We start from the raw sequence: 18,442 nt of genomic DNA, 5'->3' as shown, positions 1-18,442 counted from the left end.
ATTCTCTTTACCATAAGTGAATAAAAAAACATGTTGAAAAGAAAATCATATTTTAAAAAAAAAGGACAGACCTATGGCACTAAAACACCCGAAAGACGCACTATTTGAAGGAGAAAAACCTTTTCCGATCATTCCTTCTTGCGAACACTTTGCCGGCTCTGAAAAGCTAATCACAAAAGCTCTCGAATTGCAAAACAAACTTGGTGGACTATTCGATATAACTATGGATTGTGAAGACGGAGCACAAAAAGGAAAAGAAAAAGAACACGCAGAAATGATCGTAAAAATTCAAAATTCTGAATTGAATAAACACAATATGAGCGGGGTTCGTATCCATGATTATACAGACTCTCACTGGAAAGGAGACGTGGATGTTGTAGTTCCTGGAGCTGGCGAAAAAATTGCCTATATCACAATTCCAAAGCCAACAAAGGCTTCTCAAGTAGAAGAAATGATTTCCTATATACAATCTGTTGCTAAAAAAAGTGGAATCAAAAGGGAAATCCCGATCCATGTACTAATTGAAACACACGGTGCACTACTCGAAGTTGACAAAATTGCAGCACTGCCATGGATGCAAGTCTTAGACTTTGGACTAATGGATTTTATTTCAGGTCATCACGGTGCAATTCCTGCTTCTTGCATGAAAAGTCCCGGTCAATTCGATCACGAACTCCTCCGCAGAGCAAAATCTAATGTAGTCGCAGCTGCTTTACGGAATGGAATAGTTCCGGCGCATAACGTAACTTTGGACCTAAAAAATCAGTACCAAACTTACAAAGACGCAAGTCGAGCAAGAAATGATTTTGGATTTCTTAGAATGTGGTCAATATACCCTACCCAGATTCAAGCTATCCTTGATGCTATGTCCCCCGATTTCAGCGAAGTTCAAATTGCAAGTGAAATTTTAGTGAAAGCTCAAGACGCAGATTGGGGTCCAATCCAACACGCAGGAGACTTGCACGATAGGGCAACATACAGATACTACTGGGAAATTATTCAAAAAGCAAAAATTACCGGTGTTGCCCTACCAGAAGAATCCAAAAAAAGATTTTTTTCGTGAATTTTGCACTTTGATATAAGGATTTTTTGAAGTATATTGTTTCGTGAAAATAAATTAAAAAATTTTTGAAAATATATAGATTTGAAAAAAAACTCCAATGAAAAATTGAGTTTTTATTTTTACGAAAAGAAAGCTACTAGAAAATCAATCTACCCGGTTGAACAAAAATCCACAGGAATAATACAGCAAATGTAGAAATTACAACTACAAATGATATTCCATAATTTTTCTTTAAATCAGAAGTTGTAATATCTGCTTTTTTATCCCCACTCATAAAAGCAACAACTGTAACTCTAAGATAATAATAGGCCGCTATGGCTGAATTGACTACACCAGCAATTAGTAATATTCTATAAAAAAAATCATCGGATTCTGCAATCTTTTGAAATAAAAATAATTTTGCCCAAAATCCCCCAAGAGGTGGAATTCCAGCAAGTGAAAAAAATGCAACAAGCAGTCCAAACGCAGAATAAGGATGGGTCTCAACTAAGTCCTTAATCGATTCATAAGTGATAACTCTTTTTCCATCTTCCAAGTAAGCCAAGATAGAAAATGCTGCAATATTCATAAATGAGTAAAGTATAAGATAGTAAATTACTTCAATCCCGGCGTTTGCAACTATACCTGCTGCAACGTAACCCGCATGAGAAATTGAAGAATACGCCAAAACTCTTTTTAAATTATTTTGTTTTAGAGCTACAATATTCCCGTAAGTCATTGAAAAAATAGCTATCACCCCTAAAAGAATCGTCCAAAGTGTTACACCGGGTATAAATTGAAATATTATAAGTAACAATCCAATTGCAGCAGACTTAGGTCCAGATGCCATAAAACCACTGAGCGTAGTGAGTGATCCTTCGTACACATCGGGTGTCCAAGCGTGAAAAGGCACCAGAGCCACCTTAAATCCAACCCCTACTATAAAAAGCCCTAAACCAATTTTTGAATATAGAGCAGAGGCACCTACCCCAGATAAGTTGGCAAAACTTACACTAAGATTAGTAGAGCCACTTCCTCCAAATAAAAATGCAATCCCCATTAACATAAACCCGGAAGAAAATGCACCAAGTAAAAAATATTTCATTGTAGCTTCGAGAGCTGTAATTTCATTACGAGCCATGCCTATCAATATATACAAGCAAACACTCATTACCTCAAGACCGATGAAAATTAAAACTAAATCAAAAGAAGTAGTCATAAAAAACATTCCGGCTACTGAAAATAAAATCAATGGGTAGAACTCGGAAAAATTAATTCTGTGGTCTTCTAAATTTTTTGGTGAAGCGATAACAGTCATTAGAGCGGTTATGATATAGATGATATTCAACCATACCGTAAGTGGAGTAATAGAAATTTGTTCGTTAAAAAATAACCCTTTTTCTAAGTTGATGATTGTAGATATTAAGGCTGCAATCAATGCAAAAATAGATATGAGTCTTATCTGTATATGAGATTTAGAACTCGAAAAAAACTGAACTACTAATTGGACTAAACCCGCAGAGACTACAATGAGTGCAGGTAAAATAGATATAAAATCTTTTATTTCCGGAATCTTATTCATTGAAACTATTCCTTTTTCTCTTGGGCTTTTTCTTTTACTTCGTTTTCAATAGGTGTATTGTCGTTTTTCTTAAATCGAATTTTTACGGAATAATTGCCTGTGTACCCCGATAGTCTCTCTTCAAAACTAAGTATAGGAGATCCGAGAGTTGAATAATTCGTATAGCTTCTGGTAAGCTCTTTTCCACCAAGATCTTTTTCAGCTTGGTTTCTTTCAGCGATTGCTTTGACTGAAGCAGAATTTAGATACACTCTTAAAGAAGGCTCTAAATATCTTAAGAAACTTTTTGGGTATATTCCTAACCAAAATATTAAAATCACCATCGGTAATAATACAAAAATTTCTCTCGTATTCAAATCTTTTAAAGAAAGATTTTTTGAGTTTGTAACTTCTCCGAATAGGATTCTCTTTGTAAACCAAAGCAAATAGCAAGCTGCCCAAACCACTCCAGTGGCTGCAATTATGGCAAGAACTACATTGAACTTCATAGTCCCAAGTAAAACTAAAAATTCCCCAACAAACCCATTCATCCCCGGCAGTCCAACCGAAGACAAAATTGCGATCATAAAAAAGATTGAATACAAAGGAGTGACTTTAGAAATCCCGCCATAGTCTGCAATGAGTCGAGTATGAGTTCTTTCATACATCATACCAATCATCAAAAACAGCATTCCGGTAGAAACACCATGATTGATCATTTGAATCATTCCACCCATAACACCTTCTTCTGTAAATGTAACAAGACCGAGAAGGCAAAAACCAAGGTGAGATACAGAGCTATATGCAATTAATTTTTTGCCGTCTTTTTGCACCATAGCAACAAGTGCTCCATATACAATCCCTACAACAGAAAGAATAGCTATTAAGTCTTTGTATTCCAACGCAATTGCCGGAAAAAATGGAATACAAAATCGAATAAACCCATAAGTTCCCATTTTTAATAGTACCCCTGCGAGTATCACAGATCCGGCGGTTGGAGCCTCAGTGTGTGCATCCGGCAACCAAGTGTGCAAAGGGAAAACAGGAATTTTAATCATAAAACTAATTGCAAATGCAAAGAATAAAAACAATTGCAATTCTTTAGAAAATCCGGTTAAAGAATTGATTGATAGAGCTTCGATAGATACTGTTCCGGTTTTAAAATATATGATTAAAATTGCGGCGAGCATTAGAACGGATCCGGCCATAGTGTAAAGAAAAAACTTTACAGAAGCGTAAATTCTATTCTCTCCTCCCCAGATACCAATCAAGAGAGCCATCGGAATGAGCATCAATTCCCAAAACGTGTAAAATAAAATTAAGTTTGCTGACGCAAACACTCCCAAGACACCGACTTCTAATATTAATAAAGAAATATAAAATTCCTTTAGCCTTTTACTTATGTATGTCCAAGAGCCTACACTGGAAATAAAAAATAAAAATCCGGTTAAAACGAATAAAAGTAAGGCTACGCCATCCAAGCCAAAATGATAATCTACGATCAGTTTTCCAGACACTAACCAACCAGGGATTTTATGTACAAACTGTAGAGATGAATTAGTTGGATCAAATAAAAACAACATTGGAATTGTTAATAGAAAAGTAATGAGTGTAACTATTGCAGAAATCCATTTGATAGCGGTTTCATTTTTTAAAAATAAAATAATACATACACCTACTATTGGAAAAAGTATGATTAACGAAATTAGAAAATCAGGCATTTATTATGCTCCATTTAACGTAAGATACAAAAGAATAATAATCGCACCAATGACTATGGAAAAAGCATAGTCTCCCACAAATCCGGTTTGAATTTTTCTGAATATTGAAGAAAGAAATAGGAATACTTTTCCAATTCCAACTACAAACCCATCAATTACGATTTTATCGAAAGCTCTAGCCAACCATTCAGATAGACGGATGAGAGGTTTGATAATACTCATTTCATAAATTTCATCAATATAGTATTTATTGTATAAAATTTTACTAAACCCAAGTATCTTGTCATCTGTTGTTGGTACAGTCTTTTTTACTTGGAAGAGAAAATACGATAATGCGATACCAATCGCAGCGACTCCGACTGAAATAATTACAAGAGTAACTTCCAAGGAAGTAGAAATATCGTGAGGCTCTTTTACAATACCCCAAGATTTTATAGAGTTTTCTCCGGACTCGAATATCGGGCGAAAATAATCTGTTAGAATATGTGTTCCGCCAAAGAAAATATGTGGAACTTGCAGTAATCCGGCAAGGGCTGCACCCACAGATAAAATAATTAATGGAAAAGTTATGCTCAATGGAGATTCGTGCAAATGCTCTTTTACATGGTGATCGATTCTTTCCTTACCGTAAAATGTTAAGAACACGAGTCGAAACATATAGAATGCAGTACAAAATGCTCCTGCAAGCCCGACTACCCATAAAACTTTTCCCATCCCATGAAAGCTAAACGCCTTCTCTAAAATTAAGTCTTTTGAGAAAAATCCGCTAAATGGAGGAATTCCACTGATTGCTAAAGTTCCGATTAAAAATGTAATCCAAGTAATTTTCATGTACGACTTTAGATTACCCATATTTCTCATATCTTGTTCGTGGTGCATTGCATGAATTACAGAGCCTGAACCTAAGAACATCAGAGCTTTAAAGAATGCGTGAGTCATTAAGTGAAACATACCTGCACTATAAGCACCTACGCCCATTGCAAGAAACATATAACCTAATTGAGATACTGTGGAATAAGCGAGTACCTTTTTAATATCGTTTTGAAGTAAACCAATCGTTGCCCCAAACAATGCAGTCAAGGCTCCAATGATTGCAATAAAAGTACTCGTGCTCTCTGCTGCAAAAAATATTGGATTTAGCCTTGCTATCATAAAAACACCGGCAGTCACCATAGTTGCAGCGTGAATCAGTGCGGATACTGGAGTTGGACCTGCCATAGCATCGGGGAGCCAAACATATAGTGGAATTTGAGCTGATTTTCCCATCGCTCCTATAAAGTAGGCGAGAGCTACCCAATTAATAATTTCCTTAAACGGAAGTGCCGTGGGTAGAGCTGCCATAATATCTACATACTTCACGCTTCCTAAATACCAATAGGTCAAAAAAATACCGATTGCAAAACCAACGTCACCAATTCGATTCGTGATAAAAGCCTTCATCCCAGCGTTGGCTGCAGAGTCTTTGTGATAGTCAAAACCGATTAAAAGGTAAGAGCAAAGACCTACACCTTCCCATCCCAAAAACATCAGTACAAGATTATCCGCTAAAACTAAGTTTAGCATAGAAAAAATAAATAAATTCAGATATACGAAAAATCGGTTGAACCCTTTTTCTCCGTGCATATAACCGGAGCTATATACATGGATGAGTGAGCCTATTCCGGTGATAATCAAAGTCATATACAAAGACAGTTGATCTACTTGGTATGCAAAGTCTGCCTGCAAAGAGCCTGCTTGAATCCAATGCAAAATTGTAAACATGTAAGGTGTGTTTCTCTGCATCGGCTGATAATCGAACAGAGCACCCAAAGTAATGAAAAAAGGAATGGCTACTGCGGAAGTCCCTATAATAGCGGCTAAGAAATTAGGAATTCTTTTGTATAATAATCCGTTGATTAAAAAGCCAATTAGAGGCAATAGAATAACGAGTGGAAACAGTTCTAACATTCTTTCACCACTTTAATAAATTAATTTCGTCAACATTGGAAGTTTTCTTTTGACGATGGATTGCAATAACAATGGCAAGACCTACACCAGCCTCTGCGGCTGCAATTGCCATAACAAAAAACACAATAACCTCTCCATTGATCTGAGAGAGGGCTTTTGAAAATGTAATAAATACTAAATTAACAGAATTCAACATTAACTCTACCGCCATAAATATCATAACAATATTTCTACGGATTAGAACTCCGGCGACTCCAATCGAAAATAGAATTCCGGCAAGAGTTAAATAATAATGAATAGGGACTGTAGAGATTACCTGTTGCAAAATTTTTCTCCGTATGAAAAGTTCATAATTGTTTTCCAAAATCCTTTTTTGCCAAGATTACAGCCCCAATTACTGCTGCCAATAAAAGGACAGAGATAAGCTCAAACGATAATAGATAATCTAAAAAAGTAGATGCTCCCACAGCTGCAATATTCCCTTTTGCACTAACACTTTCACTAAGCGGGTAGTTATAAGAATTGGAGGAGTACCCAAGCGTATGAGCCTTGATTATTAACTCACCATTGTAAAATACACCGAAGAGTAAAAACGCATAGATACCAACAAAAAGAAAAATCACTATTTTTTTGAAAGGTTTTTCCCAAATCTGTTTGTGAGTCTCTTCTCTTAAATTCAATAACATCAAAACAAATACGATCAACACCATAATTGCACCTGCATAAACCAAAACTTGCATTGTTGCAATAAATATAGCGTCCATCACTGCGTAAATTCCGGCTAAAGAAAAAAATGTTAATACTAAAAAAATGGCAGAGGTCACAGGGTTTTTATGTAGAATAACTAAAAAAGCAGAGATGACTGCCAGTGTAGCAAATATCCCAAAAATAATAGTTTGTGGTTCGTTCCAATTTATCATCAGTTAAATAGTCCTTTCCAGTATTTTCCCCAATAGACTACATAGGTTGATCCTAACAAAATTGCAAACAAACTCCAAGGGATTAATTTTTTCCAACCAAGCCCCATGAGTTGGTCGTATCTAAATCTAGGAAGAGTCCACCTCACCCATATAAATAAAAATGCAAAAAATAAAACTTTCACTACAAAGATAATTAATCCAAGTATAGGACGAAAATCATTTCCTTCAAAAAGTCCAAAAGGAACATTGTATCCACCGAAAAATAAAAGAGTCACTATGCAGCTCATTGTGATCAAATTCATATATTCGGCTATAAAAAATAGAGCAAATTTAAACGAGCCATACTCTGTATGAAAACCTACCACAAGCTCTGACTCAGCCTCAGCCAAGTCAAATGGAAGACGGTTGGTTTCTGCAAACATAGCAACTACAAAAATAAAGAAGGCTATAAAACCAGGAAGAGTAAAAATAAACCACATCCCTTTTTGTGCGTCGTTGATATCAGTTAATTTTAAAGAGCCAGACATAAGTATAATCGTTACTGCACTTAAACCGAGAGGCAATTCATAGCTAATCATCTGAGCGGTAGCACGAATTCCTCCCATGAGTGAGTATTTGTTATTGCTACTCCAACCGGCTAAGATAATTCCATATACTGCAAGAGAAGATATAGCAAACATAAACAAAATCCCTGTGTTCGGGTTGACGATTTGCAAATCAAGTACAGTAAACCCAACAATATCTGCAATTGCAGGAGGTAGTGGTATAGACCCTCCTAACGGAACTACTGCCCAAGCCATAACTGCACAAGTTATGGAAACCATAGGTGCAATCAAATACATGATTTTATTTACTTGAGAAGGAAAAATTTCTTCCTTGGTTAGAAACTTTATCCCGTCAGCCAGAGGTTGAAAAAGTCCAAAAGGGCCAGCTCTATTCGGGCCTTTTCTATCTTGAATAAACCCAGCAAATTTTCTTTCTGCCAAAGTGTAATAGGCACAACCGGTAATAATAATAAAGAAAAATAAACCGCTCTTAATTGCCCAAACTAAAATTAGATTCCAATCCATTTTAACTTATACCACCATCTCTCTTTTATTTTCGGGGAGAAATCTTTTTTCAAACTCAGAAGTGAATTTCTGAATAGTAGGTCTTACTGCTCCAACACACGCGTCCGATAACGGACAAATAGTAGTTCCACCTTCCATGTTTACAGAAATAGAAAGAATCGTATCTAAATCTTTTTTGGTCCCCTTTCCGGATTTAATCCTACCCAATAGATCGACCATCCAATGGGTGCCCTCTCTACATGGAGTGCACTGTCCACAAGATTCGTGAGCATAAAATACTGCCAGTCTGTAAGTAGTCTCAACCAAGTCAACCTTGTCGGATATTACAATCACTGCACCACTACCGAGAAAAGTTTTATGCTCCATCATTGACTCAAAGTCTAATTTTGCAGTTTTACACTCTTCTGCATTCAGTATGGGTACGGAAGAGCCACCCGGAATAATTGCCTTCAAAGAATGACCTTCTTTCATTCCCCCACACTCTTCGTTGATTAGTGTCATAAGTGGGGTACCAAGCTCTATTTCATAAACGCCCGGTTTTTTTACCATCCCACTCACACAGAAAAGTCTTGTACCGGTTGATTTAGGTGTTCCAATTTTAGAATACCATTCTCCACCATTCTCTATTATATGAGGAACAGCAGCGTAAGTCTCTACATTATTTACAACTGTAGGGCAACCATACAACCCGGAAACTGCAGGAAAAGGAGGTTTCAATCTTGGATGACCCCTTCTGCCTTCAAGAGAATTAATGAGTGCTGTTTCCTCTCCACAAATATAAGCACCTGCCCCCGCATACAAACCTAATTCAAAATCATAACCAGAACCAAGTATATTTTTTCCGAGTAACCCAGCTTCATAAGCTTCATCTATGGCTTTTTGAACAGTTTTAAAACTTTTAAAATATTCTCCACGAATATAAATAAAACCTTGATGGGAGTCGATTGCCTTGGCTGCGATAATCATACCTTCGATCATCTTATGCGGTAGTTTTTCAAGAATTACCCTGTCTTTAAATGTTCCGGGTTCTCCCTCGTCCGCATTGCACAATAAATATTTTGGCTTGTCAACATTTTTTGGAATAAAAGACCATTTCATACCGGTTGGGAAACCAGCTCCACCTCTTCCTCTCAAACCAGATGCCTTCACTTCATTAATGATTTGATCCGGATTCATAGAGCTCAAAGCCTTCTTTGCAGACTCATACCCACCGACTGATCGATAATGTTTTAGTGTTTTTGATTCAGGGTCTTCAACGTATTTCGTAATTAATTTTCTTTCGCCCAATTTTTACTCCAATGAATCCAAAATCTGATCTATTTTTTCCGGTGTTAAGAATTCATAGTATTCTTCATTGATTTGCATCATAGGCCCATAACCGCAAGCTCCGAGACACTGAACTTCACTCAATGTGAATTTCTTATCTTTCGTAGTTTCCCCTTCCTCGATTCCGAGTTTTCCGCAAATATGAGATGTTACTGAATCAGAGCCTGTAATATAACAAGAAATGTTGGAACAAATTTGTATATGGTATTTACCGACAGGCTTTTTATTGTACATAGTGTAAAACGTAGCCACGCCATATACTTCGGATAGTTTTATTGGCTCTCCGATTTTTTTAGTTAAATATTCCATTGCCTCCTGATCAACAAAACCTTTTTCTTTTTGGATAAGATGTAGTCCCGGTAAAATCAATGACCTCTTATCCGGAAACATTGTGCGTAATTTTTCAAATCTTTTTTCTGACTCACTACCAAATTGAAATCCCATAAATTTAACAGTCTAACTCCCCGGCGATAGCATTTAAGGAACTCATTGTGGCTATTGAATCCGCAATAAGTCCTCCTTTAATTAATTCAGGAAAGGCTTGATAAAACCAAAAACATGGTCTTCGGACATGCACCCTGTATGGCGATTTTTCTCCTTCCGACACAATATAAAAACCAAGCTCTCCATTGGCAGCCTCAGTCGGAAAATAATATTCACCCGGTGGAACTGGTATTCCATGCATGATTAGTTTAAAATGATAAATTAGTTCTTCCATGTTGTTATAAACTCTGTGTTTTTCGGGAAGAAATGCGTGTGGAACATCTGCATGGTAAGAGCCGGATGGAATGTTATCGACTAATTGCTCTATAATTCGGATCGATTGCCTCATTTCTTCCATTCTTACTAAAATTCTATGAAGCACCGATCCGTCTGTTCCTACCGGTATATCGAAATCAACTTTATCGTAAAACATATAAGGCTCATCTTTTCGTACGTCATGCGAAACACCGGCTGCCCTCAAATTGGGTCCGGTAAAACCATAAGACAAAGCGTCTTCTTTGGAGATTCCACCTATACCTGCAGTTCTTTCGTTAAAAATTTTATTTCGGACAAGAAGAGTGTCAAATTCTTCGATAACAGGTTTTAAACCTACAATTAATTCTTTTACTTCTTTTTGGAAGCCCGGGTAAATGTCTCTTTCCATACCACCTACTCTGCAAAAAGTAGTAGTGATCCTTGCACCGGTAAGATTTTCAATTATAGTATAAATTCTTTCTCTTTGGTGAAATAGATACAACATTCCCGAAAACGCACCAAGATCAACCCCAAGAATACCGTTGCATATTATATGATCCATGATTCTGGATAGCTCAGAAATGATCATTCTGACGTATGTAACTCTGTTCGGGACTTCAATTCCCATAAGTTTTTCTACAGTCAATATCCAACCAATGTTATTTAAGGGAGTGGACACATAGTTCATTCGATCTGTACAAACTAAAAATTGGTTATAATCGTATTTTTCTCCTAATTTTTCAAAACATCTGTGGACATATCCGATGATCGCCTCGGCATCCACAATTCTTTCGCCATCCAATTGAATTACATTTTGCAATATACCGTGAGTAGCCGGGTGAGAAGGACCTAAGTTGACTAATACATGGCCTTCAGGAAGATTTTGAAATTTTTTCAGAAAGTGTTTTTCTGTTTTTTCATACATTGCCATAACTATACAGTCTCCTTATCTTCCTTATGAGTTTGCAGAAGATCGGCAATGAGATAATCTTGGCCAAATCCTTCTAAAGGATAATCTTTTCTCAAAGGAAATCCTTGAAAATTATCTGGAAGAACTATTCTTTCCATATAAGGGTGGTTTACAAATCGGATTCCAAATAAATCATAAACTTCTCTCTCGGGCCAGTTCGCTCCTTTGAAAATGGATACGATGCTCGGAATAGATTCACCATCTTCTACAGGGACTTTAAGCATTACACGAAAACTTTTGTTTTTATTTGACTTTAGAAGGTAGCAAACTTCAAATCTTGGATTTTTTTTTCCAAGCCAATCAATAGCTGTTAAATCATTTAAGAAATCAAAAGACAACTCTTTATTATCTTTTAACGATTGAATAACTGGAACAATACCTTCAGATTTAATAAAAAACGTAGGGATGTTTGATTCTACTTCTTCTTTTTTGAAAATATAATTTGCAAGGTTTTCTTGAATAAATTGTTTTGTTTTTTCTTTCATCTTACAATAATAGGGCGAGTCCTTGCGTTTATTTCATCCAATTTTCGCATAACTTCCTGTCTTCTTTCCTCTAACCCTTGTTTCATAACTTTCTTTTGAAGTTTAATCAAAGCGTCTAAAATAGCCTCTGGCCTTGGAGGGCACCCGGGCACATAAATATCTACTGGTAAAAACCGATCCACACCTTGTACAACTGCATAAGCGTCAAACATTCCGCCAGAAGAAGCACAAGCCCCAACGCTTATAACATATTTTGGTTCTGACATCTGATCATAAATTTCCCTGAGAACAGGAGCCATTTTGTATGTAATTGTACCCAATACTAAGATCATATCAGCTTGTCTCGGAGAAAATGAAGGTCTTTCAGCTCCAAATCGAGCAATATCGTTATCAGAGCAAGCTGTACCCATAAATTCGATTCCGCAACAAGCTGTAGCGAAAGGATAAGGCCATAGAGAATAACTCTTCCCCCAATTTACGACTGAATCTAATCTGGCAAGATGGGCAACATCACCGAGCATCTGCCCCGGTTTGTGAAAAATATCTGTCAATCCCATTCCAATGCACCTTTCCGCCAAACGTAATATAAACCAACTACAAGAATGAGTAAAAATAAAAACATCTCTAATAAAAGAAATCCACCAAGCCCTGCTTCTTGAAATCCTATTAAGTTCACTGCCCAAGGGTATAAAAACACGGCTTCAATATCGAATAGTATGAATAGTACCGCTACAAGATAAAACTTAATATTAAAAACTCCTCTCGCGTCTCCGTAATGCTTTACGCCACATTCAAAAACATCGTGAGTTTTGCTTTTTTTAAATGGTTTTATAAGGAAGGCTACTGTCAGAATAACAGCAGCAAAACCCACTCCAAGAATGAGTTGTATAACCACCGGTCCCAAACTCTCAGGTGCAATTCCCATCATCCCTCCGAATGATTTTATCTTGTTTTAAACACTCTGTTTTCGTCAAACAGATTTGTAGATACGGGATGTTTTTTTGGAACTAACACATTCGCCTTCCTATTTAATAACTATCTGGTTCGAACACACCTTACATAAAATCGAGTATCTTTATTGAAAGACCTCTCTTGTCCGTAATTACCACCGACAAAAGAAACTGCTTTTGCAGTCTTCCCTGTTTGGTCATTTTCATCGCCCCAAGATGACCAATAATAGTCGTTCACTGTGCTTGGAAAAAATGTAGTCAACATATTTTCTCCACTCATAGAGAGTTTTTTCAGTTCGATTAAAGAAGGAAGTCTCCAATCCGATTTTCCAGCTGTCCGATCGCTTGCACAAGAAGAGTATGCTTCACTTGTTACATTATTGATAGGGCTTTTTAGAGTTTGAGGCATGGAAAGAGTGTTGCAGTCCTGTCCATTGATATTGCAATAGGTTAACAATTCTGCCCCATAAGTTTGAGGATTTACCGGAGTGATTGTTGCGCTAATTGTACCGAGGCAGTCATTACTTACAGAGCGAAAAGTCTGACCCTGAGTGCATTTTTTCCACTCCACTCCAAGACTACTATCCAATACAGTTCCATTTCCGGTGTTTGAGTAAGTCGTATTCATCACAAACCCCATGATAATAGTTTTTTGCTCTTCTTCGGTTAGCCCAAATTTGTTTTTTCGGGTAATTTCTTCACCACAATTGTAAAGAGTAAATGCAAAAATTAAAAAAATTAAATTACGTAATATTCTCATGTTTATCCTCAAAAAATATGGTTAAAATTAACAAATAACTGAGAGTCTTCTCTGGATCTCGCATAGTCTATCATGATGATTGTAGCCTGATTCCATGCAATCCTAAGTCCTATACCTTTAGAGTATTTATATCCCTTGAGTCCCATTTCACTGGTCTTATCCCAAACTCTACCTGCATCTACAAACGGCACTAAGTTGAATGCAAATCCGGGAACTTCATAAAACTTCCATCTCAATTCTAAGTTATAAAACCCAACAACCGGACCGACAAATCGATCTTGTTTATAACCTCTTAAAGTTCTTAAACCTCCAAGTCCTGATACAGTTCCTTCGGTTCCCCAAAAATTCCTGTATTCATAAAAGGGAGCATCTCCACTCGTTCTACCAACTGCAGCGCGAGCAGCTATAACTAATTTTTCAAAAGTTCTTGGTGCAGGACTAATAAAAATTCTACCTTGTGCCCAAGTCTTATTGTATTCATAGTTTGAGCCCATTGCCTTCATAGTTCTATCGTGGGTAATCTCAGCAAATACCCCCTTGTTTGGATCCGGCTCAAAGTCTCTAGTATCGTAAACCAGACCAATTCTAAGTTGGTTTACATAACCACCTTCACAACCTCGGATTTTTTTGGCTTCACAATCTTCTTTTAGTTTAGTCTTACCTTGTACTACCGGTGTCTCTCCGATAAACATGCTTTTATTGGTAAGTGAGCTTGGAGAATTGTATATTTCACCATCATAAAAATTGATGATGTTTTTAGCAAATCTGACACCACCTACAGTTCGAACAGTTCCTCCAAAAAATGAATGCTCTGCACTCGCTAAAAATTGGGGAGTTTTATTATCGTATCTATAGTATTTTTTATCGGTTACCTGTGTAGGTCGTAGTGGTAAACTTTGACTGATAACACTATTCAACTGAGGGTTTTCGTGATACTGAATCTCATTTGGGTTAGCAGGTCGAGTATAGGCTAAAGCCTCCTCTGTTGCACCAAACCGAGTATTTGTATTCAATGGTTGAGAATAATCGTTCATCGGGTGATATGAAAGTGTTTGCATGGCTTCCTTTCCTCGCCCAAAGTACATGGCTACAGGGTTACTTTCATAAATTGCATCGGCCCTCACCCTCCATTTAGAATCGGCGATGTATGGTGAGTCTAAACTAATCCAATGGTATTGGTAGTTTTTCGTGGTATTAAAATACTGTGCAAAAATCCTAGTGCGATAGGGAGTATATTCAAAAAAAGGATCGCTTTTACTTTTATTGTTAAAAAGTAAAACTCTCGCTCCATAACCAATTCCGGTATTTGGGTCAGAATTCACAAGAGGTAATCCGGTGGGATACCAACCCTCTTTCTTTTTCTCGACATCCTTTACATTTAACCTTTTTGACTCACTCACTTCAAATGGCAAACCACTGACTGGCTTTCTTTCCGTTGCAGGCTGAGCGATTAGTCCTATTGAAGTAACCACCATCAAGCAAAAAATGAATATTTTTCTTCCTTTTTTCATATACATTAGCGCATATCCCGATAATTTCTAAATTTTTTGTCCAGATTAAATGCAAACAGTGGTATCTTTCGTTTTTTTGTCAAATGAAATACAATTTTATTTCAAAATTTACAATTTTTTATGACAAGTATTGAAAAACTTTAAATTGGGTTTTCCAACTACGAAAAAGGTAAGTTTTGCTTAGATTATTGAATACTCTTTTTAAAGAAAGATTTTTCTATAACTGTGTCCTTTTTTGTAAAATAAATGAAAACCCGTTCTTGCAAAACGGGTTTTTCTATTTTTATCACTGCGTTTTTTTTTACTGAAGAAGTTTCAATACAGAGCCGGGTCGGATATTGGATTGAGCTAACATCGCCGTGCCACTCTGCGTTAATATTTGTTTTGTAGTCAATTTAACAACCTCCTCTGCCATATCTGTATCTCTGATTCTAGACTCACTTGCCTGAATATTCTCGTAAGCGGTCATAAGACCCTTAGCCGCATGCTCCAGACGATTAAAGTAAGCCCCCATATCAGCTCTTTGCTTCATGATCCTTGTCAAAGCATTATCTGCAAGACCGATCACATCATTTGCCTTCGACGGGGTCGATATAGATATCGCCCTTCCATCGGCAGTAGACATCTTCAATGCTCGAGATGTCATCGTACCAATAAAGAATCTCTCTCTTTGATTCGCATTTGCACCCATGTGAAACCACATAGAGGCAGTTTTTGAACCTTTAGCAAAAGACCCTTGGAAGAGTTTAAACTTATTAAACTCCGCCTGAGAAGCAACCCTGTCCACCTCGTCAATCAATCCAGATACTTCTACCTGAACCAATTGTCGATCCTCCGGTGTGTAGATACCGTTTGAAGTTTGAACAGCAAGCATCCTGATTCTCTGGATGATGTCTGCGCTTTGCTCCAAATATCCTTCGGCAGTCTGAATGAAGCTCATACCATCTTCTGTGTTTCTTTCAGCCTGTCTTAGTCCATTGACTTGAGTTCTGAGTTTTTCAGAAACTGCAAGTCCTGAAGCATCATCGCCGGCATTGTTGATTCTCATGCCGGAAGATAAAGCCTTCATAGACTTATCTACGTCCCATTGTGCAAACTTCAGAGAGCGATGGGAACTAATCGCACTCATATTGTGATTGATAATCATTGTTCACTCCTTTGTGTTTTTACACCTTCCGGATCTCCCTATCCGAATGGCCGAACATTATCTGTCCGGTGGAGCGAAGGAACTATCGGTGATCAACCCGACAGATACCAGAGGAGTTTCGCATAACGCACAAAGTTACCAATCTCTCAAATTTTTTACTTTTTATTTTTCCTTGTCAAGCATTTTTTTTCAAATATAAAATTTTCTTTTCACAGTTTCGCATAACGCATGCCTGCAAACAGAGATAGCACGCTTGCATAAGCGTGCTATTCTATAAAAGAACTCAAAAGTAATACCTCCGTAAGGAGATATTACTCTAAGATACTTGTTTAACGCAAGAGTTGGAGTACAGACTGAGGTCTTACATTTGCTTGTGCAAGCATTGCAGTACCTGATTGTACAAGAATCTGATTCTTGGTAAAAGCAACAGACTCTTCCGCCATATCCGCATCCCTAATCCGTGACTCAGAAGCCTGAATATTTTCATACGCCGTCATAAGCCCTTTTGTGGCATGTTCAAGACGATTGTAATAAGCTCCCAGATTTGCTCTTTGTTTGTTGATTTTATACAGAGCGTCGTCTAACGTCCCGATAGAATCATTTGCAAATTCTGCTGTAGAGAGAGTCAATAGAGATCCGTCAGTCTTTTTTAGATTTAACGATCTTGCAGTCATTGTTGCAATGAAAACTCTTTCTCTTTGGTGCATGTTTGCTCCCATGTGAAACCACATAGATGCAGTTCTTGAACCGCGAGCAAAGTCTCCTTGTAGAAGATTCATCTTATTGAATTCTGCTTGAGAGGCAACCCTGTCAATTTCATCAATAAGCTGAGAAACTTCTACTTGCATCATCTGACGATCTTCTGCGGTATAAATACCGTTGGAAGATTGTACTGCCAAAACTCGGATTCTCTGAATAATATCGCTCGTTTCCGAGATATACCCTTCAGTAGTCTGAATCATTGACATACCGTCTTCTGTGTTTCTTTCTGCTTGTCTGAGACCACGAACCTGTGTTCTCATCTTTTCAGAAACTGCAAGACCAGATGCATCGTCTCCGGCTTTGTTGATTCTTAAGCCTGAAGATAGAGTTTCCATATTTTTCTGAACTTCGTTGTTTTGAAATTTCAGAACCTTATGCGAGTTAATCGCTGCTAAATTGTGGTTTATGATCATTTGTTTCCTCCTTGAAACTGATCAAAGCCCCGAACTTCCTTGCCCGAGGTTTTTTGCTATTTTGTGTTTTTGGCTTTTTCTCTTTGTAATATTATATTCGGAAATGGAAAACCCAATATTAATCTTACGATTTACAGGCTTTTTCTTTGATTTTTATAGCTTTTCTATTGAATTTAATAGAATTTGAGGTTTTTTGAATTAAAATAATTTTTCAAAATTTAGATTTTTTTTTAGCTATAATACTATTCGTTTGATATTGAAAATCGCATTACAACTTTTTTTTGAATATACCTTAAAAATGCAAAAAAAAGAGAAACTACGACCATAATACTTACAATTACGCTAGAAGTAGGAAAATATATACTTTCTCCTTTTAGATCAAAAGGGAATAGGGATAGGAAAAAACCGGAAAAGGTCGCAAAAATGCTAAAAATCCCAGAAAATACGAATAAAAACCTCATACTTCTTGCAAAACTAAGCGCAGTGAATACAGGAATCAAAAGGTGGGCAATGCTGTAAAAGGACCCAAGAAGATTCACGCTTACAGAAATGGCTATAGTCAAGATTAAGTAAAATGAAATTTCCGTAAAATTTACAGACAGTTTTCTAATTCTAAATTCGTTTTCATCAAATGAAAAAAATAAAATTTTTTCATAGAAAATAACAAACCAAATAAAACAAAGAATGACTATTGTAAAAGTAGTAGAAAAAATTTTTACTTGGGATGTTAAAATATCTCCAAAATAGGCAGACATTAAGTGGTTTTTCACATTTCCACCCAATGACAACAGCAATTGTGAAAATGCGGTAAAACTAACAAATATGATTCCCAATTTTGAATCCAAGTAGGCTTCCTTTCTGGAGAATAGTAAAAGAGGGACTAAGAATACAGAGGATAAAAAGATAATAAGAAAATCACTTCTTAAATCCAGAAAAAGTGAAATAGCAACTGAGGAAGAAACAATTTGTGAAAGTGTAACACCAAAGAACGCCATTTTCCTGAGTACGATAATTACCCCCAGAAAAGAGATGACCGCACCCAGTATAATCCCAAGGGTAAGCTGGGGCAGAAAAAATTTTAACGATTGAAGGTGAGATTCCATATTTTCCTCATATCTG

The 18,442-nt window shown here is 36.9% G+C and carries 18 protein-coding genes; 1 reads left to right on the top strand and 17 read right to left on the bottom strand.

The annotated features are described in order from the left end of the window. Positions 1 to 73: 73 nt before the first annotated feature. Positions 74 to 1,063 carry a CoA ester lyase gene (locus HS129_02580; GenBank protein MBE7410939.1) on the top strand — a complete coding sequence of 330 codons (990 nt, stop codon included), beginning with the start codon at positions 74 to 76 and terminating at the stop codon, positions 1,061 to 1,063. A gap of 136 nt (positions 1,064 to 1,199) precedes the next feature. Here the strand turns inward: HS129_02580 and HS129_02575 are convergent, their stop codons facing one another. From HS129_02575 to HS129_02495, 17 genes are all read right to left on the bottom strand, one after another. Next, positions 1,200 to 2,624: an NADH-quinone oxidoreductase subunit N gene (locus HS129_02575; protein MBE7410938.1), complete on the bottom strand. Its 1,425-nt coding sequence runs from the start codon at positions 2,622 to 2,624 to the stop codon at positions 1,200 to 1,202. Positions 2,625 to 2,629: 5 nt separating this feature from the next. Next, on the bottom strand, positions 2,630 to 4,324 hold the full coding sequence (locus tag HS129_02570) for an NADH-quinone oxidoreductase subunit M (protein MBE7410937.1): 1,695 nt from the start codon (positions 4,322 to 4,324) through the stop codon (positions 2,630 to 2,632). Between the two features lie 3 nt (positions 4,325 to 4,327). Then, positions 4,328 to 6,271: an NADH-quinone oxidoreductase subunit L gene (gene nuoL / locus HS129_02565; protein ID MBE7410936.1), complete on the bottom strand. Its 1,944-nt coding sequence runs from the start codon at positions 6,269 to 6,271 to the stop codon at positions 4,328 to 4,330. A 4-nt stretch (positions 6,272 to 6,275) separates the two neighbouring features. Further along, on the bottom strand, positions 6,276 to 6,596 hold the full coding sequence (gene nuoK / locus HS129_02560; GenBank protein MBE7410935.1) for an NADH-quinone oxidoreductase subunit NuoK: 321 nt from the start codon (positions 6,594 to 6,596) through the stop codon (positions 6,276 to 6,278). A gap of 22 nt (positions 6,597 to 6,618) precedes the next feature. Next, a complete protein-coding gene (locus tag HS129_02555) occupies positions 6,619 to 7,191 on the bottom strand; it encodes an NADH-quinone oxidoreductase subunit J (GenBank protein ID MBE7410934.1) in 573 nt (190 codons plus the stop codon). Further along, a complete protein-coding gene (nuoH, locus tag HS129_02550) occupies positions 7,191 to 8,261 on the bottom strand; it encodes an NADH-quinone oxidoreductase subunit NuoH (protein ID MBE7410933.1) in 1,071 nt (356 codons plus the stop codon). The genes HS129_02555 and nuoH overlap by 1 nt, the downstream gene beginning before the upstream one ends. Before the next feature lie 6 nt (positions 8,262 to 8,267). Further along, a complete protein-coding gene (gene nuoF / locus HS129_02545) occupies positions 8,268 to 9,548 on the bottom strand; it encodes an NADH-quinone oxidoreductase subunit NuoF (GenBank protein MBE7410932.1) in 1,281 nt (426 codons plus the stop codon). A 3-nt stretch (positions 9,549 to 9,551) separates the two neighbouring features. Next, on the bottom strand, positions 9,552 to 10,031 hold the full coding sequence (gene nuoE, locus HS129_02540; protein MBE7410931.1) for an NADH-quinone oxidoreductase subunit NuoE: 480 nt from the start codon (positions 10,029 to 10,031) through the stop codon (positions 9,552 to 9,554). 4 nt (positions 10,032 to 10,035) lie between these two features. After that, positions 10,036 to 11,250, bottom strand: coding sequence for an NADH-quinone oxidoreductase subunit D (locus tag HS129_02535; protein ID MBE7410930.1), 1,215 nt, complete (start codon positions 11,248 to 11,250; stop codon positions 10,036 to 10,038). Between the two features lie 8 nt (positions 11,251 to 11,258). Continuing rightward, positions 11,259 to 11,780, bottom strand: a complete 522-nt coding sequence (locus HS129_02530; protein ID MBE7410929.1) for an NADH-quinone oxidoreductase subunit C — start codon at positions 11,778 to 11,780, stop codon at positions 11,259 to 11,261. Further along, positions 11,777 to 12,337: an NADH-quinone oxidoreductase subunit B gene (locus tag HS129_02525; protein MBE7410928.1), complete on the bottom strand. Its 561-nt coding sequence runs from the start codon at positions 12,335 to 12,337 to the stop codon at positions 11,777 to 11,779. The genes HS129_02530 and HS129_02525 overlap by 4 nt, the downstream gene beginning before the upstream one ends. Further along, complete coding sequence (gene ndhC, locus HS129_02520; protein MBE7410927.1) at positions 12,328 to 12,705, bottom strand: NADH-quinone oxidoreductase subunit A; 378 nt, start codon at positions 12,703 to 12,705, stop codon at positions 12,328 to 12,330. The genes HS129_02525 and ndhC overlap by 10 nt, the downstream gene beginning before the upstream one ends. Positions 12,706 to 12,815: 110 nt before the next feature. Next, entirely contained in the window at positions 12,816 to 13,490 is a 675-nt protein-coding gene (locus tag HS129_02515; GenBank protein MBE7410926.1) for a DUF1566 domain-containing protein, read from the bottom strand. Between the two features lie 8 nt (positions 13,491 to 13,498). Beyond that, on the bottom strand, positions 13,499 to 14,965 hold the full coding sequence (locus HS129_02510) for a BamA/TamA family outer membrane protein (GenBank protein ID MBE7410925.1): 1,467 nt from the start codon (positions 14,963 to 14,965) through the stop codon (positions 13,499 to 13,501). Between the two features lie 337 nt (positions 14,966 to 15,302). Beyond that, positions 15,303 to 16,148 (bottom strand): flagellin, encoded by an 846-nt coding sequence (locus HS129_02505; protein ID MBE7410924.1) that lies wholly within the window; start codon positions 16,146 to 16,148, stop codon positions 15,303 to 15,305. Positions 16,149 to 16,477: 329 nt separating this feature from the next. After that, a complete protein-coding gene (locus HS129_02500; GenBank protein MBE7410923.1) occupies positions 16,478 to 17,323 on the bottom strand; it encodes a flagellin in 846 nt (281 codons plus the stop codon). A 242-nt stretch (positions 17,324 to 17,565) separates the two neighbouring features. After that, positions 17,566 to 18,426, bottom strand: coding sequence for a metal ABC transporter permease (locus tag HS129_02495; protein MBE7410922.1), 861 nt, complete (start codon positions 18,424 to 18,426; stop codon positions 17,566 to 17,568). Between the last annotated feature and the right edge of the window lie 16 nt (positions 18,427 to 18,442).

Source organism: Leptospiraceae bacterium (assembly GCA_015075105.1).
GTDB lineage: Bacteria > Spirochaetota > Leptospiria > Leptospirales > Leptospiraceae > JABWCC01.
Note: the sequence above shows the minus strand (reverse complement) of the source record. Positions and strands in the feature narration are given on the sequence as shown.

Coding starts and splice junctions, on each gene's coding strand:
- HS129_02580 (MBE7410939.1), top strand. CDS start 74: ATGGCACTAAAACACCCGAAAGACGCACTATTTGAAGGAGAAAAACCT.
- HS129_02575 (MBE7410938.1), bottom strand. CDS start 2,624: ATGAATAAGATTCCGGAAATAAAAGATTTTATATCTATTTTACCTGCA.
- HS129_02570 (MBE7410937.1), bottom strand. CDS start 4,324: ATGCCTGATTTTCTAATTTCGTTAATCATACTTTTTCCAATAGTAGGT.
- nuoL (MBE7410936.1), bottom strand. CDS start 6,271: ATGTTAGAACTGTTTCCACTCGTTATTCTATTGCCTCTAATTGGCTTT.
- HS129_02555 (MBE7410934.1), bottom strand. CDS start 7,191: ATGATAAATTGGAACGAACCACAAACTATTATTTTTGGGATATTTGCT.
- nuoH (MBE7410933.1), bottom strand. CDS start 8,261: ATGGATTGGAATCTAATTTTAGTTTGGGCAATTAAGAGCGGTTTATTT.
- nuoE (MBE7410931.1), bottom strand. CDS start 10,031: ATGGGATTTCAATTTGGTAGTGAGTCAGAAAAAAGATTTGAAAAATTA.
- HS129_02535 (MBE7410930.1), bottom strand. CDS start 11,250: ATGTATGAAAAAACAGAAAAACACTTTCTGAAAAAATTTCAAAATCTT.
- HS129_02530 (MBE7410929.1), bottom strand. CDS start 11,780: ATGAAAGAAAAAACAAAACAATTTATTCAAGAAAACCTTGCAAATTAT.
- HS129_02525 (MBE7410928.1), bottom strand. CDS start 12,337: ATGGGATTGACAGATATTTTTCACAAACCGGGGCAGATGCTCGGTGAT.
- ndhC (MBE7410927.1), bottom strand. CDS start 12,705: ATGGGAATTGCACCTGAGAGTTTGGGACCGGTGGTTATACAACTCATT.
- HS129_02515 (MBE7410926.1), bottom strand. CDS start 13,490: ATGAGAATATTACGTAATTTAATTTTTTTAATTTTTGCATTTACTCTT.
- HS129_02510 (MBE7410925.1), bottom strand. CDS start 14,965: ATGGTGGTTACTTCAATAGGACTAATCGCTCAGCCTGCAACGGAAAGA.
- HS129_02505 (MBE7410924.1), bottom strand. CDS start 16,148: ATGATTATCAATCACAATATGAGTGCGATTAGTTCCCATCGCTCTCTG.
- HS129_02500 (MBE7410923.1), bottom strand. CDS start 17,323: ATGATCATAAACCACAATTTAGCAGCGATTAACTCGCATAAGGTTCTG.
- HS129_02495 (MBE7410922.1), bottom strand. CDS start 18,426: ATGGAATCTCACCTTCAATCGTTAAAATTTTTTCTGCCCCAGCTTACC.